Source organism: Micromonospora sp. U21 (assembly GCF_018070045.1).
In the GTDB taxonomy this organism is placed as follows: domain Bacteria; phylum Actinomycetota; class Actinomycetes; order Mycobacteriales; family Micromonosporaceae; genus Micromonospora.
The window spans coordinates 1-13,374 of record NZ_JAGPYK010000038.1 but is presented as its reverse complement, the minus strand read 5'-3'; the positions used below and the strand labels follow the sequence as shown (position 1 = coordinate 13,374).

General features: G+C 71.6%; 14 protein-coding genes. 2 read left to right on the top strand and 12 right to left on the bottom strand.

What is annotated here, in order from left to right:
* Positions 1-18 precede the first annotated feature (18 nt).
* From KBX63_RS30670 to KBX63_RS30660, 3 genes are all read right to left on the bottom strand, one after another.
* Positions 19-1,995, bottom strand: a complete 1,977-nt coding sequence (locus tag KBX63_RS30670; protein WP_210917350.1) for an ABC transporter ATP-binding protein — start codon at positions 1,993-1,995, stop codon at positions 19-21.
* A 113-nt stretch (positions 1,996-2,108) separates the two neighbouring features.
* Positions 2,109-2,876 carry an enoyl-CoA hydratase/isomerase family protein gene (locus KBX63_RS30665; RefSeq protein WP_210917297.1) on the bottom strand — a complete coding sequence of 256 codons (768 nt, stop codon included), beginning with the start codon at positions 2,874-2,876 and terminating at the stop codon, positions 2,109-2,111.
* Positions 2,877-2,922: 46 nt separating this feature from the next.
* A complete protein-coding gene (locus tag KBX63_RS30660) occupies positions 2,923-3,150 on the bottom strand; it encodes a helix-turn-helix domain-containing protein (RefSeq protein WP_007462679.1) in 228 nt (75 codons plus the stop codon).
* Positions 3,151-3,369: 219 nt separating this feature from the next.
* Between KBX63_RS30660 and KBX63_RS30655 the strand changes: the two genes are divergently transcribed.
* On the top strand, positions 3,370-3,969 hold the full coding sequence (locus KBX63_RS30655) for a cadmium resistance transporter (protein ID WP_307871893.1): 600 nt from the start codon (positions 3,370-3,372) through the stop codon (positions 3,967-3,969).
* A gap of 85 nt (positions 3,970-4,054) precedes the next feature.
* Here KBX63_RS30655 and KBX63_RS30650 read toward each other — a convergent pair whose 3' ends face one another.
* On the bottom strand, positions 4,055-5,659 hold the full coding sequence (locus KBX63_RS30650; protein ID WP_210917292.1) for an ABC-F family ATP-binding cassette domain-containing protein: 1,605 nt from the start codon (positions 5,657-5,659) through the stop codon (positions 4,055-4,057).
* Positions 5,660-5,922: 263 nt separating this feature from the next.
* Here KBX63_RS30650 and KBX63_RS30645 point away from each other — a divergent pair, with 263 nt between their 5' ends.
* On the top strand, positions 5,923-6,846 hold the full coding sequence (locus tag KBX63_RS30645) for a neutral zinc metallopeptidase (protein WP_210917290.1): 924 nt from the start codon (positions 5,923-5,925) through the stop codon (positions 6,844-6,846).
* 157 nt (positions 6,847-7,003) lie between these two features.
* Here the strand turns inward: KBX63_RS30645 and KBX63_RS30640 are convergent, their stop codons facing one another.
* The 8 genes from KBX63_RS30640 to sufD form a co-directional block, all read right to left on the bottom strand.
* Positions 7,004-7,681, bottom strand: coding sequence for an acVLRF1 family peptidyl-tRNA hydrolase (locus tag KBX63_RS30640; protein WP_210917288.1), 678 nt, complete (start codon positions 7,679-7,681; stop codon positions 7,004-7,006).
* 192 nt (positions 7,682-7,873) lie between these two features.
* The gene (locus KBX63_RS30635; RefSeq protein WP_210917285.1) at positions 7,874-8,497 is read right to left on the bottom strand and encodes a LysE family transporter; all 624 of its coding nucleotides are present in this window, start codon (positions 8,495-8,497) and stop codon (positions 7,874-7,876) included.
* Positions 8,498-8,738: 241 nt separating this feature from the next.
* Positions 8,739-9,224, bottom strand: a complete 486-nt coding sequence (locus tag KBX63_RS30630) for a metal-sulfur cluster assembly factor (protein WP_210917282.1) — start codon at positions 9,222-9,224, stop codon at positions 8,739-8,741.
* Positions 9,221-9,694, bottom strand: coding sequence for a Fe-S cluster assembly sulfur transfer protein SufU (gene sufU / locus KBX63_RS30625; protein WP_210917280.1), 474 nt, complete (start codon positions 9,692-9,694; stop codon positions 9,221-9,223). The genes KBX63_RS30630 and sufU overlap by 4 nt, the downstream gene beginning before the upstream one ends.
* A complete protein-coding gene (locus tag KBX63_RS30620; protein ID WP_210917277.1) occupies positions 9,694-10,998 on the bottom strand; it encodes a cysteine desulfurase in 1,305 nt (434 codons plus the stop codon). The genes sufU and KBX63_RS30620 overlap by 1 nt, the downstream gene beginning before the upstream one ends.
* Before the next feature lie 20 nt (positions 10,999-11,018).
* Positions 11,019-11,792 (bottom strand): Fe-S cluster assembly ATPase SufC, encoded by a 774-nt coding sequence (sufC, locus tag KBX63_RS30615; protein WP_121653027.1) that lies wholly within the window; start codon positions 11,790-11,792, stop codon positions 11,019-11,021.
* The gene (locus KBX63_RS30610; protein WP_074312767.1) at positions 11,792-12,118 is read right to left on the bottom strand and encodes a non-heme iron oxygenase ferredoxin subunit; all 327 of its coding nucleotides are present in this window, start codon (positions 12,116-12,118) and stop codon (positions 11,792-11,794) included. The genes sufC and KBX63_RS30610 overlap by 1 nt, the downstream gene beginning before the upstream one ends.
* Positions 12,118-13,260: a Fe-S cluster assembly protein SufD gene (gene sufD / locus KBX63_RS30605; RefSeq protein ID WP_210917275.1), complete on the bottom strand. Its 1,143-nt coding sequence runs from the start codon at positions 13,258-13,260 to the stop codon at positions 12,118-12,120. The genes KBX63_RS30610 and sufD overlap by 1 nt, the downstream gene beginning before the upstream one ends.
* Positions 13,261-13,374: the final 114 nt, after the last annotated feature.

Below are 13,374 nucleotides of genomic sequence, written 5' to 3'. Positions count from 1 at the left end.
GGTGCGCCGCCCGGTTGGTCAGTTCGCCGCGGCGGGCGGCAGCGCCTCGTCGGCGACGTAGGTGCCCAGCGGCATGATCACCGGCTCGGGGTCGGTCGCGTCCACGTACGGGGTCGGCGAGTCGGCGACCGCGAACTGGGTCCGGTACAGCTCGGCGTAGAGCCCGCCGACCGCGACCAGCTCCTCGTGCCGACCGCGCTCGACGATCCGCCCGCCGTCCAGGACCAGGATCTGGTCGGCGTCGCGGACGGTGGAGAGCCGGTGCGCGATCACCAGTGCGGTCCGCCCGGCCAGCGCCACCGACAGCGCCCGCTGCACCGCCGCCTCGCTCTCCGAATCCAGGTGTGCCGTCGCCTCGTCGAGGATCACGATCGACGGGGCCTTGAGCAGCAGTCGGGCGATGGCGATGCGCTGCTTCTCGCCACCGGAGAACCGGTAGCCGCGCTCCCCCACGGTGGTGTCCAGCCCGTCGGGCAGCGACCGGACCAGGTCGGCGACCTGGGCGCCGGCCAGCGCGGCCCAGATCTCGTCGTCGGTGGCCTCCGGCTTGGCGTAGCGCAGGTTCTCGGCGATCGTCTCGTGGAACAGGTGCGAATCCTGGGTCACGACGCCGATCTCGTCGCGCAGGGAGGCGAGCGTCGCGTCGCGCACGTCCACCCCGCCGACCAGCACCTGCCCGTCGGTGACGTCGTAGATCCGGGAGATCAGCATGGACAGCGTCGACTTGCCGGCGCCGGACGGGCCGACCAGGGCGACCACCTGCCCCGGCTCGACGCTGAACGAGACACCCTTGAGCACCGGCTCGTTGACGGTCCGGTCGAGCGTGGCGACCTCCTCCAGGGAGGCGAGGGAGATCTCGGCGGCGCTCGGGTAGCGGAACCGCACGTCACGGAAGTCGACCCGGCCGGTGCCCCGCGGCACCGGCACCGCGTCGGGCTTCTCCACGATGCCCGGCTTCAGGTCGAGCACCTCGAAGACCCGGTCGAAGGAGACCAGCGCGCTCATCACGTCCACCCGGACGTTGGAGAGCGCGGTGAGCGGGCCGTACAGGCGGGTGAGCAGCAGCGCGAGGGTCACCACGGTGCCCGCGCTGACACCGCCGGTCACCGCGAGCCAGCCGCCGAGGCCGTAGGTGAGCGCCTGGGCCAGCGAGGCGACCAGCAGCATCGCCACGAAGAACGTCCGCGAGTACATGGCGGACTGGACGCCGATGTCGCGCACCCGCTCGGCCCGGCCGGCGAACCGGCGGGCCTCGATCTCGGGCTGGCCGAAGAGCTTCACCAAGAGCGCGCCGGCCACCCCGAACCGCTCGGTCATGGTCGCGTTCATCTTGGCGTCGAGGTTGTACGCCTCGCGGGTGATGTCGGCCAGCCGCCGGCCGACCCGGCGGGCCGGAATGATGAAGATTGGCAGCAGCACCAGCGAGAGCGCGGTGATCTGCCAGGAGAGGGTGAACATCACCGCGGCGGTGAGCACCAGCTGGATGACGTTGCTGACCACCCCGGACAGGGTGGAGGTGAACGCCCGCTGGGCGCCGAGCACGTCGTTGTTGAGCCGGCTGACCAGGGCGCCGGTCTGGGTGCGGGTGAAGAACTGCAACGGCATCCGCTGCACGTGGTCGTAGACCCGGGTGCGCAGGTCGAGGATGATGCCCTCACCGATCCGGGCGGAATACCAGCGCTGGGCCAACGAGAGCAGCGCGTCGGCGACCGCCAGCGCGGCAATGAACAGGGCCAGCTTGACCACCAGCCGGCCGGCCTCGGTGCCGCCCCGGTTGATCGCGTTGATCACGTCGCCGGCGAGCACCGGGGTGGCCACGCCGATGATGGCGGCCAGCACCACGGTGGCGAGGAACACCACGATGTCGCGCCGGTAGGGCTGGGCGAAGGCGACGATCCGCCGGGCCACCCCGTGCTTCAGCCGGTGGGTGGAGACCTCGTCCCGGTTACGCATCGACCGGAGCATGCTCCATCCCGCCATACCACCGCCGGACATCGGGCTGGACACCGCTCACCTCCGGGTCGTCGGGCGGACCGTATCGTCAGGTCAATTCTCCCGACGACTGTGACAACCTCGGTCGTAACCCGGATCTTCCCGTACGGTCCTTACTATTCTCCCTGTCCGGCGAGGTCGCGCAGCCGGCGGGTCTGCGCCTCCCGCTCGGCGCGCTGCTGGTCGGCGTGCGACCGCCCGGCCGCCCCGGCGAGCAACGCCTTGATCTCCACCACCGCGTCGCGGGCGCCGGCGAGCAGGCCGGCGGTCAGGTCGCGGACCGCGCCGTCCAACTCGGCGGGCGGCACGACCAGGGTGGCCAGCCCGATCCGGTCCGCCTCGGCGGCGTCCAGCCGACGCCCGGTCGCGCAGATCTCCAGCGCCCGGGCATAGCCGACCACCTCGACGAGCCGCTTCGTGCCGGCAAGGTCGGGCACCAGACCGAGGGTCACCTCGGCCATCGACAACCTCGCGTCGGTGGCCAGGACCCGCAGATCACAGGCGAGCGCGAGCTGGAACCCGGCACCGATCGCGTGACCCTGCACTGCGGCGACAGAGATGACATCCGGCCGGTGCAGCCACGTGAAGCCGGCCTGGAACTCGGCTATCCGGTCCGCGCACTCCTGCTCGGGCAACGTGGCCAGCTCGGCGAAGGACCCCGGACCGGAAGCGCCGGCCACGGAAAGGTCGAGACCGGCGGAGAACGCACGCCCCTCGCCCCGGACCACCACCACCCGCACGTCACCGGGCAGCTCGCGGGAGAAGTCGCTCATCGCCCGCCACATCGCGGGAGTCTGGGCGTTGAGCACGTCGGGCCGGCACAACGTCACCGTGGCTACCGGCCCGTCGCAGGACAGCCGGACCCCGGTCGCCTCGGCGGTCACCGGGCGGGCCGGGGAGCGGCGGTGATGGACGACGCTGGGGGCCGGGTCACGCCTTCTTGCGGCGCCGGGCACCGCCGCGCTGGCGCAGCTGCACCCCGGACTCGGTGAGCACTCGGTGGATGAACCCGTAGGAACGGCCGGTCGAGGCCGCCAGCGCGCGGATGCTCTCCCCCGAGGTGTACCGCTTTACCAGGTCCTTGGCGAGCGTCTGACGCTCGGCTCCGACGATCCGGCGACCCTTCTCAGTGCTGGTGGCTGTGCCAGTGGCTGCCATGCTGTGTCCTCACGTCCCAGACTGTGCGGTTCGGATACGGTCCCACCTATTAGACCGCCTCGAACGATCATGCGCCAGATATCAACTCTTCGCCAACCGACACGCTATGCAATGTCAGCTTCCCGATAGAGTGATCCTGGCGATCGGGCCCGACGCACCGGCCGGGCGTACCACCATCGCCATACGGCGATGCCCGTCGACGACCCGTACCCTGCGGTCGTGATCGACCTGTTGGGCACCGCGGCCGGGGCGGCCGTTGTCTTCGCCGGCACCGACATCGACGACATCGTCATCCTGACGCTGTTCTTCGTCAGCGCCCGCCGCACCGGCCGACCGCGGTCCCGGCAGATCGTGGCCGGGCAGTACCTCGGCATCGGGACGCTGGCGCTGGCCAGCGTGGTGGTCGCCGCCGGCCTGCTGGTGGTGCCCGACCCGTGGACCGGGCTGCTCGGGCTGCTGCCGATCGCGCTCGGGGTCCGCGCCCTCGTCCAGCGCGACGGCGACGAGGAACCCGTCGTGGTGGCCTCCACGCTCGGGGTGGCCGGGGTGACGATCGCGAACGGCGCCGACAACGTGGCCGTCTACGTACCCGTGTTCCGGGCCCTCGGCCCCGCCGACAGCGCGGTCTTCCTGCTGGTCTTCGTGCTGCTCATCGCGCTGTGGTGCGCCGTCGCGGCCTGGCTGGGCGGGCACCCCCGGATCGTCCGGCTGGTCGAGCGCGCCGGCCACTGGCTGGTGCCGGCGATCTTCGTCGGCATCGGGGTGGTGATCCTGGTCAGCTCCGGCGTGCTCGGCCGGCTGGTCGACCTGCTCGGCTGAGAAGGACCCGGGTGTAAGGAAGGGCCCCTTCTTATCGCGAGGCGATAAGAAGGGGCCCTTCCTTACATGCAGCGGCCGGGAGCGGTCAGGCCAGCTCGACCAGCTCGAGCAGGTCGTCGCTCCAGGCGTCCTCGTCGCCGTCCGGCAGCAGGATGGCGCGGTCCGGCTTGAGCGCCAGCACCGCGCCCGAGTCGTGGGTGACCAGCACGATCGCGCCGGGGTAGTTGGCGATCGCGTCGAGCACCTGCTCCCGGCTGACCGGGTCGAGGTTGTTCGTCGGCTCGTCGAGCAGCAGCACGTTGGCGCCGGAACAGACCAGGGTGGACAGAGCCAGCCGGGTCTTCTCGCCGCCGGAGAGCACCCCGGCCGGCTTGTTCACGTCGTCGCCGGAGAAGAGGAACGCGCCGAGAATCTTGCGCAGGTCGGTGTCGGACTGCTCGACGGCGGCCGCGCGCATGTTCTCCAGCACCGTCCGCTCCACGTCCAGCGTCTCGTGCTCCTGGGCGTAGTAGCCAAGCCGCAGCCCGTGCCCGGCGTGCACCTCGCCGGTGTCCGGCGTCAACAGGCCGCCGAGCATCCGCAGCAGGGTCGTCTTGCCGGCGCCGTTGAGCCCCAGGATGGCCACCCGGGAGCCGCGGTCGACCGCCACGTTGACGTCGGTGAAGATCTCCAGCGAGCCGTACGACTTGGACAGGCCGGTCGCGGTGAGCGGGGTCTTGCCGCACGGCGCCGGGTTGGGGAAGCGCACCTTGGCCACCCGGTCGGCGACCCGTACCTCCTCCAGGCCGGAGATCAGCTTCTCGGCCCGGCGGGCCATGTTCTGCGCGGCGACGGTCTTGGTGGCCTTGGCCCGCATCTTGTCGGCCTGCGCCATCAGGGCGCCGGCCTTCTTCTCCGCGTTGGCCCGCTCCCGGCGGCGGCGCCGCTCGTCGGTCTCGCGCGCCTCCAGGTACGCCTTCCAGCCCAGGTTGTACACGTCGACCACGGATCGGGTGGCGTCGAGGAACCAGACCTTGTTGACCACCGACTCCAGCAGCGCGCCATCGTGGGAGATCACGATCAGGCCGCCCTTGTGGTTGGCGAGGAAGCCACGCAGCCAGGTGATCGAGTCCGCGTCGAGGTGGTTGGTCGGCTCATCCAGCAGCAGGATGCCGCCACCGTTCTCGCCGGCGTCCCGGAACAGGATCCGGGCCAGCTCGATGCGCCGTCGCTGACCGCCGGAGAGGGTGCCGATGGTCTGCGCGAGCGCGCGGTCCGGCAGGCCGAGGTTGGCGCAGATCCGCGCGGCCTCGGCCTCGGCGGCGTACCCGCCGAGGGCGGCGAACTGGTCCTCCAGCGCGCCGTAACGGCGGACCAACTTCTCGTCGGCGTCCTCGGCGAGCTTGGCCTCGATCTCCTGCATCTGGGACATCAGCACGTCCAGGCCGCGCGCGGAGAGCACCCGGTCGCGGCCGGTCACCTCCAGGTCGCCGGTGCGTGGGTCCTGCGGCAGGTAGCCGATGGCGCTGCGCTGGTCGATCTGCCCGGCGTACGGCTGCCCCTCGCCGGCGAGCACCTTCAGCGTGGTGGTCTTGCCGGCGCCGTTGCGACCGACCAGGCCGATCCGATCACCGGGCTGCACTCGCAGGGTGGTGTCGGACAGCAGGATCCGGGAACCGGCACGCAGCTCCAGGCCGGTGGCAGTGATCATTTCTTCGGGCTCGCTCTCGGGGTCTGGAAGGCTGACTCGGGGCACGCGAAACGGCCGGCGGGCTCAAGGGGCCCGACGGCGCGGGGCGGTTCAGCCTTCGCAGCGCAGCACCCAACCAGTGTACCGGGCGCTCCCGGACGCCCCTCCCGGATTACCAATCAAGATCATCGGGTACCGGAACGGCTGTCCGGACCCTGTCCGGCATTTCGGCGACAGAACGACATCCAAACGACAATCACCGGCATACGGCGATCGGGGTCAGCATGGAACTCAACGAGCGGGCCGAACTCGACACCTCCCAGGTCAACGACCGTGGCCGGGGCGGTGGGGCGGGCGGTGGCATCGGCATCCCGCTACCCGGTGGCGGCGGTCGGGGCGGGCTGATCGGCATCGTGGTGGCCGTGCTGGTCGCCCTGCTCGGCGGCGGGTTCGGCCTGAACGCGATGACCAACGGCGACGACGGCGGCGGGCAGGCCGGCGGCACCGACCTGGAGCAGCTGTGCTCACGCGAGAACGCCCAACGCTTCGACGACGTGCGCTGCCGCAACCTGCTCTTCGTCAACAGCATCCAGGCCTACTGGGAGAAGGCGTACCCGGAGCTGGACAACGGGAAGTACGAGCCGACCGACACCAACTTCTTCCAGGCCGCCGTGAACACCGGCTGCGGGCAGGCCGACTCGGGCGTCGGCCCCTTCTACTGCCCGGCCGACCGGCAGGTGTACATCGACCTGAGCTTCTACGACGAGCTGGCCTCCCGGTTCGGCGCCAAAGGCGAGTTCGCCCAGCCGTACGTGCTCGCCCACGAGTACGGCCACCACGTTCAGAACCTGCTCGGCACCAACGAGCGGGCCGGGCAGGGCGAGCAGAGCGGCCCCCTCTCGGCCTCAGTGCGGCTGGAGCTGCAGGCCGACTGCTACGCCGGTTCGTGGGCCAAGCACGCGACCGAGAGTAAGGACGAGACCGGCCAGGAGCCGCTGTTCACGTCGATCACCTCAAGCGACATCAGCGAGGCCATACAGGCCGCCGAGGCGATCGGCGACGACTCCATCCAGCAGCGTTCCGGCGGGCAGATCAACCCCGACCAGTTCACCCACGGCACCTCCGAGCAGCGGCAGCGCTGGTTCCGGCAGGGCTACGACCGCGGCGACCCGAAGGTCTGCGACACCTTCGCCACCGACCAGCTCTGAGGCGGCACCGACGAGGGCGCCCCGACGACCGGCATCGACCGTCGGGGCGCCCGTGGCGTGCTCAGGCCGCCGACGGTGCCGCTGCGCCGGGTGTCCCCGCAGCACCCCGTCAGGCAGCCGACGCGCTACCCCTGCAACGGTTTCTCCGCAGCACCCGTCAGTCGGCGGGGGCGGGATCGCGGACCAGGACGCGCACCGCCCGGGCGGCGGTCACCGCGGCGACCAGCACGGCGTGCCGCGGCTCGGGCACGTCGAGCAGCCGGTCGGCCCGCAGTGCGGCGAGCGGGGCGAGACGCCGGTCGGCGAGGATGCCGTCCACCGTGCGCCGGTCACCACCGGCCACCACGGCGTCGAGCGTGCCGGCCTGCGGCAGCAGCAGGCGTACCGCCAACTCGACGGCCTCGCCGAGGGCCGCCTTCGCCTGGTTGTCACGCCGACGGGCGAAGCGGTGCTGGGACCAGCCACCCGCGGCGGTACGGCCCTGCACGTAGCGACTGTCCACCTTGGAGACCACCAGGTCCTCCCCCGCGGCCACGCCCACCGCCACCGCGCTCTTGCGCGCCAGCAGCAGACCGATGCGGCGTGGCGCGACAGCGGCGGCGAGGAATCCGGGCAGGTCCCCGCCCGCCGGCGGGGCGGCCAGGTCGTCGGCGGCACCGGGTGGGGCGTGCAATTCCGCGGTAGCGCCGTCGGGGCCGGTGAGCAGCAGGCCGTACTCCTCGGTGGTCACGGCCGGCGGGCCATGCCGCTCGGCGAAGCCCTCGACCCAACGGCCGAGACGGGCGGGATCGACCTCCACCCAGCGGCCACCACCGGCAGCGGGTCGACTCGACATCCCCCAAACCTACGACACCACTCCCACCCGCCCCGCCCCGCAGCCCCGCCCGGCCGCCCCGTTCCCCCACCCGGCCAAACCCCGGTGATCATGAAGTTAGCGCCATCGATGCCGGCGTGTCGTGACCCCAACTTCATGATCACCGGGGGTGGGGCGCAGGGTGCGGGGTGCGGGGGCCGTGGGCGGGCGGGGTCAGGTGGTCAGGAGGGTGGTCAGGGCCAGGGCGGCGATGATGGCGCTGGAGGTGAGGGCGGTGGCCCGCCGACCCCGCGGGCCGGTGAGGACCCGGCCGACCAACGTGCCACCGCCGGCGATGAGCAGCTGCCAGCTGGCCGAGGCCACGAACGCACCGAGCACGAACAGCGCCGCCGTCGACCGGGTGGGATCGGCGGCGTCACCCCGGCCGAGCACCAGCGCGGCGAAGTAGACCACCGTCGCCGGGTTGAGCAGCGTCAGCGCGAGAATGCCGCCGAACGCCCGCAGCGGGGTGTCCAGACCGCGACGGGTCCGGGCAGCGGTGACCGGAACGGGCCGCAGCGCCCGCCAGGCACCGTGCGCGGCGAGCGCGAGCAGCACCGCGGCGGCCGCCGCCCGCAGCGGGCCGGCCACCGGTGCGACGACACCGGCCACCGCCGCGCCAGCGAGGGCGGCGACGGCCGCGTACAGGCCGTCGGCGGTCGCCACGCCGAGCGCGCCGGCCGCCCCGACCCGGAACGAGGTACGGGCGGTGAGCCCCAGGATGAGCACCGCGATCGCGCCGACCGGGATGGCGACGCCGTAGCCGGCGACGAGGCCGGCGAGGAACGCCCCGGTCACGGTCGTCGGTGCCGGACCGAGGCGCGACCGGGGAGCGTGCGCTGTCGGGGTACGGCGGTGGCCGCGCCGACAGGAACCTGCATCCGGTACGCCTCAATCACGCGCTCATCCTGTAGCGCCCATCCCACCGGACACCACCGAATTTTCCGCCCCAGCCGCCCGGCCGGCGGGTGGTGCGGAAACGGGTCGAGCGCGGCACCCGTGACGGGCGCCGCGCTCGATGCTGCCGACCGGAGTCGGCTCAGACGTTGAAGCCGAGGGAGCGGAGCTGGTCCCGACCCTCGTCGGTGATCTTGTCCGGCCCCCACGGCGGGAGCCACACCCAGTTGATCCGGATGTCGTTGACCAGGCCGCCGCCGGGGCCGGTGGTCAGCGCCTGCCGGGCCTGGTCCTCGATCACGTCGGTCAACGGGCAGGCCGCCGAGGTGAGCGTCATGTCCAGGGTCGCGACGTTCTCGTCGTCGACGTGCACCCCGTACACCAGGCCCAGGTCGACCACGTTGATGCCGAGCTCCGGGTCGACGACGTCCTTCATCGCCTCCTCGATATCGGCGATCACGGCCTTGCTGACGCCAGCCGCCGGCGTGGCGGCGTCGTCGGCACCAGGGGTCGCGGCGTCGCCGGCACCCGGCGTCGCGGCACCTTCGGTCGTCGCGGCGCCGGCCTGCGGCGTCGCGGTGGCGTCACCGGCCTCCGGCGTCGCTGCGGTAGCGGTGTTCTCGCTCATGCCTTCACCTCCGGGCTCACGCCCACACCGGCGCGTGCCGCGGCGTCCTTGAACGCCATCCACGGCAGCAGCGCGCACTTGACTCGAGCGGGGTAGCGGGCCACGCCCGCGAAAGCCACCCCGTCACCGAGAACGTCCTCGTCCGGCGTGACCTGGCCACGGCCGGACATCAACTCGACGAACGCCTCGTGTACCACGAACGCCTCCCCCGCGACCCGACCGCGCAGCAACTCGTGCAGCACGCTCGCCGACGCCTGGCTGATCGAGCACCCCATCCCGTCGTACGAGATGTCGTGCAGCACGGCGCCGTCGGTGGCCACCCGGACGGTGACCTCGTCGCCGCAGGTCGGGTTGACGTGGTGCGCCTCCGCGACCTGGTCGCCCGAGTCGTCGGCGTCGCGCAGGCCACGCCCGTGCGGGTGCTTGTAGTGATCCAGGATGATCTCCTGGTAGAGCTGGTCGAGTTGCATCAGTCGAACACCTTCCGCACCTGCTCCAGACCGGCCACCAGAGCGTCGATCTCCTCGGTGGTGGTGTAGAGGTAGAACGAGGCCCGGGTCATCGCCGGGACACCGAACCGGCTGCACACCGGCTTCGCACAGTGGTGGCCCACCCGCACCTGCACGCCGAGCGAGTCGAGCACCTGACCCACGTCGTGCGGGTGCACGTCACCCAGCGCGAACGAGATGGTGCCGCCCCGGCCCACCGGCACGGTCGGGCCGAAGATCCGCAGGTCGCGCACCGAGCCGAGGGTGTCCAGCGCGTACGCGGTCAGCTCCTTCTCGTGCCACTGGATGGCCGGCATCCCGACCCCGGTGAGGTAGTCCACCGCCGCGCCGAGCGCGACCGCCTCGGCGATCGGCGGGGTGCCGGCCTCGAACCGGGCCGGCGGAGCGGCGAACGTCGACCTGGCCATGGTGACCGTCTCGATCATCGAGCCGCCGCCGAAGACCGGCGGCATCGCCGCCAGCAGCTCGCCCCGGCCCCAGAGCACACCGATGCCGGTCGGCCCGCACATCTTGTGCCCGGTGAACACGATGTAGTCGGCGTCCAGGTCGACCACGTCGATGGGCAGGTGCGGCACCGACTGCGAGCAGTCCAGCAGCAGCAGCGCGCCCACCTCACGGACCCGCGCGGTGATCCGGGACGTGGCGTTGATCGTGCCGAGGATGTTCGACATGTGCACCAGCGAGACGATCTTCGTCCGCTCGGTGACCAGGTCGTCCAGGCCGGACTCGTCGAGCCGGCCGCTGTCGGTGACCGGGAACCAGCGCAGGGTCGCGCCGGTCCGCTCGCAGAGCAGCTGCCACGGGACGATGTTCGAGTGGTGCTCCATCTCGGAGATCACCACCTCGTCGCCCGGGCCCAGCCGGAACCGCGGGTCAGCGTCGGGTCGCAGCGACGCGTTGGAGAAGGCGTACGCCACGATGTTGATCGCCTCGGTGGAGTTCTTGGTGAACACCACCTCGTCAGGGCTCGACGCGTTGAGGAACGCGGCGACCTTGGCCCGCGCCCCCTCGTACGCCTCGGTGGCCTCGGTGCCCAGGGTGTGCACCGAGCGCGACACGTTGGCGTTGTGCAGGGCGTAGTGCTCCCCGAGCACGTCGAGCACCTGCCGGGGCTTGTGCGAGGTGTTGGCGCTGTCGAGGTAGACCAGCGGGTGCCCGTTGACCTCCCGGTCCAGGATCGGGAAGTCGGCGCGCACCCGGGCCACGTCGAAACGCGGCACGTCGTCGTACTGCGGCATCCCTGTCGGGATCGCGATGCTGGTCATCTCGGCAGCGCCTCTCCCGCTCAGGCCTTGGCCGTGCCGGCCCCGGCGGCGTACCGCTCGTAGCCCTCGGCCTCGAGCTTGTCGGCCAGCTCCGGGCCGCCCTGCTCGACGATCCGGCCGGCCACGAAGACGTGCACGAAGTCCGGCTTGATGTAGCGCAGGATCCGCGTGTAGTGGGTGATCAGCAGCACGCCGGTGTCGCCGTTGTCGCGGACCCGGTTGACACCCTCGCTGACGACCCGCAGCGCGTCCACGTCGAGGCCGGAGTCGGTCTCGTCGAGGATCGCGATCTTCGGCTTGAGCAGCTCCAGCTGGACGATCTCGTGCCGCTTCTTCTCACCGCCGGAGAAGCCCTCGTTGACGTTGCGCTGGGCGAACGCCGGGTCCATCTGGAGCCGCTCCATCGCCCCGCGCAGCTCGCCGCCCCAGGTACGCAGCTTCGGCGCCTCGCCGTCGATGGCGGTCTTCGCGGTGCGCAGGAAGTTCGCCACCGACACGCCGGGCACCTCGACCGGGTACTGCATGGCCAGGAAGAGGCCGGCGCGGGCCCGCTCGTCGACGGTCATGGCGAGCACGTCCTCGCCGTCGAGGGTCACCGAGCCGCCGGTGATCTCGTACTTGGGGTGGCCGGCGATCGAGTACGCCAGGGTGGACTTGCCGGAGCCGTTCGGGCCCATGATGGCGTGGGTCTCACCGGAGCGGACGGTCAGGTCGACGCCCGACAGGATCGGCTTGAGCTCACCCTCGGGCAGCTTGACCGACACCTTCAGGTCGCGGATCTCCAGGGTGCTCATTATCGGGTCACTCCATTACTCGGCGTCAGGCTGAGGTAGATGTCGCCGTCGCGGACTTCGACGGGGTAGACGGGTACGGGTTCGGTGGCCGGCAACCCGGAGGGCTGCCCGGTGCGCAGGTCGAAGCGCGAGCCGTGCAGCCAGCACTCGAGCGTGCAGCCGTCGACCTCACCCTCGGAGAGGGCGACCGAGGCGTGCGAGCACTCGTCGTAGGCGGCGTAGAACTGGCCGTCCTCGCCGTGCACCAGCGCGATCGGGGTGCCGTCGACGTCCGCGCTGATCGCGGTGCCCTTCGGCACATCCTCGGTGGAGCAGATCCGGATCATCAGGCGCCGGCCTTGGCCAGCCGGGCCTCGATCGCGTCGCCGAGGCGCTCGCGCAGCGACTCCACCGGGATCTTGTTGATCAGCTCGGCGAAGAAGCCGCGGACCACCAGGCGGCGGGCCTCGCCCTCCGGGATGCCCCGGGCCATCAGGTAGAACAGCTGCTCGTCGTCGAAGCGGCCGGTCGCGCTGGCGTGGCCGGCGCCGGCGATCTCGCCGGTCTCGATCTCCAGATTGGGTACGGAGTCCGCCCGCGCGCCGTCGGTGAGCAGCAGGTTCCGGTTGATCTCGTACGTGTCGGTGCCGGTCGCCTCGGCCCGGATCAGCACGTCACCCACCCAGACGGTGTGCGCGTCCTCGCCCTGCAGGGCGCCCCGGTAACCGACGTAGCTGCGGCAGTCGGGCACGCTGTGGTCCACCAGCTGCCGGTGCTCGAGGTGCTGGCCGGAGTCGGCGAAGTAGACGCCGTACAGCTCGGCCTCGCCGCCGCGGCCGGTGTACTCCACCGAGGTGTACTGCCGGACCAGGTCACCGCCGAGGCTGACCTGGACGTGCGTCACCCGGGCGTCCCGACCCAGCTTGATCTTGAGGTGCTGTGCCTGCACCGCGTCGTCGGCCCAGTCCGCGACGGTGACCAGGATCAGCTTCGCCCCGTCGGCCACGGAGACCTCGACGTTGTCGGCCAGGGTCGCCGAGCCGACGTGCTCCAGCACCAGGGTCATCTCGGCGAACCGGCCCACCTCGACGAAGGTGTGCCCGAAGGCCACGCCCTCGGCGCTGTCACCGACCACCCGCAGGCTCACCGGCGCACCCACCACGACGTCGCTGGCCACCGTGAGCAGCAGCGCCTGGCCGGCGCCGCCGTAGGCGAGCGCGCTGACCCGGTCGACCGGGGTGAGCACGCTGCCCACCCGCGGGTCGTCGGTGCCGATCCGCTCGACGGCCACGCCCTCGGGCAGGTCGCCGTACTCGTGCCGGACCGTGCCGGTGGCGGCCTGTGGCTCACCGGCGAGGCCGCGCAGCCGCTTGAGCGGGGTGAAACGCCACTCCTCCTCCAGGCCGGTGAGGGCCGGGAAGTCGGCGACGTCGTACGAGCGCAGCGCCTGCGACTTGGTGCTGGGCGGCGCGGAAGCCTGGGTAGTCATGTCTTCCTTGGTCTGTTTTACGACGGTGTCTGGTGCTCGGTCGGCGGGCCCGCTCAACCCCGCCCCCCCCGCCGGCCCGGCGGCGTCACCCCACCCCCCCCGCCAAAAGGTGTT

Excerpts from the sequence above, each read along its gene's own strand:
- KBX63_RS30620 (WP_210917277.1), bottom strand. The coding sequence starts at position 10,998 with ATGACCAGCATCGCGATCCCGACAGGGATGCCGCAGTACGACGACGTG.
- KBX63_RS30645 (WP_210917290.1), top strand. The coding sequence starts at position 5,923 with ATGGAACTCAACGAGCGGGCCGAACTCGACACCTCCCAGGTCAACGAC.
- KBX63_RS30630 (WP_210917282.1), bottom strand. The coding sequence starts at position 9,224 with ATGAGCGAGAACACCGCTACCGCAGCGACGCCGGAGGCCGGTGACGCC.
- KBX63_RS30640 (WP_210917288.1), bottom strand. The coding sequence starts at position 7,681 with ATGTCGAGTCGACCCGCTGCCGGTGGTGGCCGCTGGGTGGAGGTCGAT.
- sufD (WP_210917275.1), bottom strand. The coding sequence starts at position 13,260 with ATGACTACCCAGGCTTCCGCGCCGCCCAGCACCAAGTCGCAGGCGCTG.
- KBX63_RS30650 (WP_210917292.1), bottom strand. The coding sequence starts at position 5,659 with ATGATCACTGCCACCGGCCTGGAGCTGCGTGCCGGTTCCCGGATCCTG.
- KBX63_RS30610 (WP_074312767.1), bottom strand. The coding sequence starts at position 12,118 with ATGATCCGGATCTGCTCCACCGAGGATGTGCCGAAGGGCACCGCGATC.
- sufU (WP_210917280.1), bottom strand. The coding sequence starts at position 9,694 with ATGCAACTCGACCAGCTCTACCAGGAGATCATCCTGGATCACTACAAG.
- KBX63_RS30670 (WP_210917350.1), bottom strand. The coding sequence starts at position 1,995 with ATGTCCGGCGGTGGTATGGCGGGATGGAGCATGCTCCGGTCGATGCGT.
- sufC (WP_121653027.1), bottom strand. The coding sequence starts at position 11,792 with ATGAGCACCCTGGAGATCCGCGACCTGAAGGTGTCGGTCAAGCTGCCC.
- KBX63_RS30660 (WP_007462679.1), bottom strand. The coding sequence starts at position 3,150 with ATGGCAGCCACTGGCACAGCCACCAGCACTGAGAAGGGTCGCCGGATC.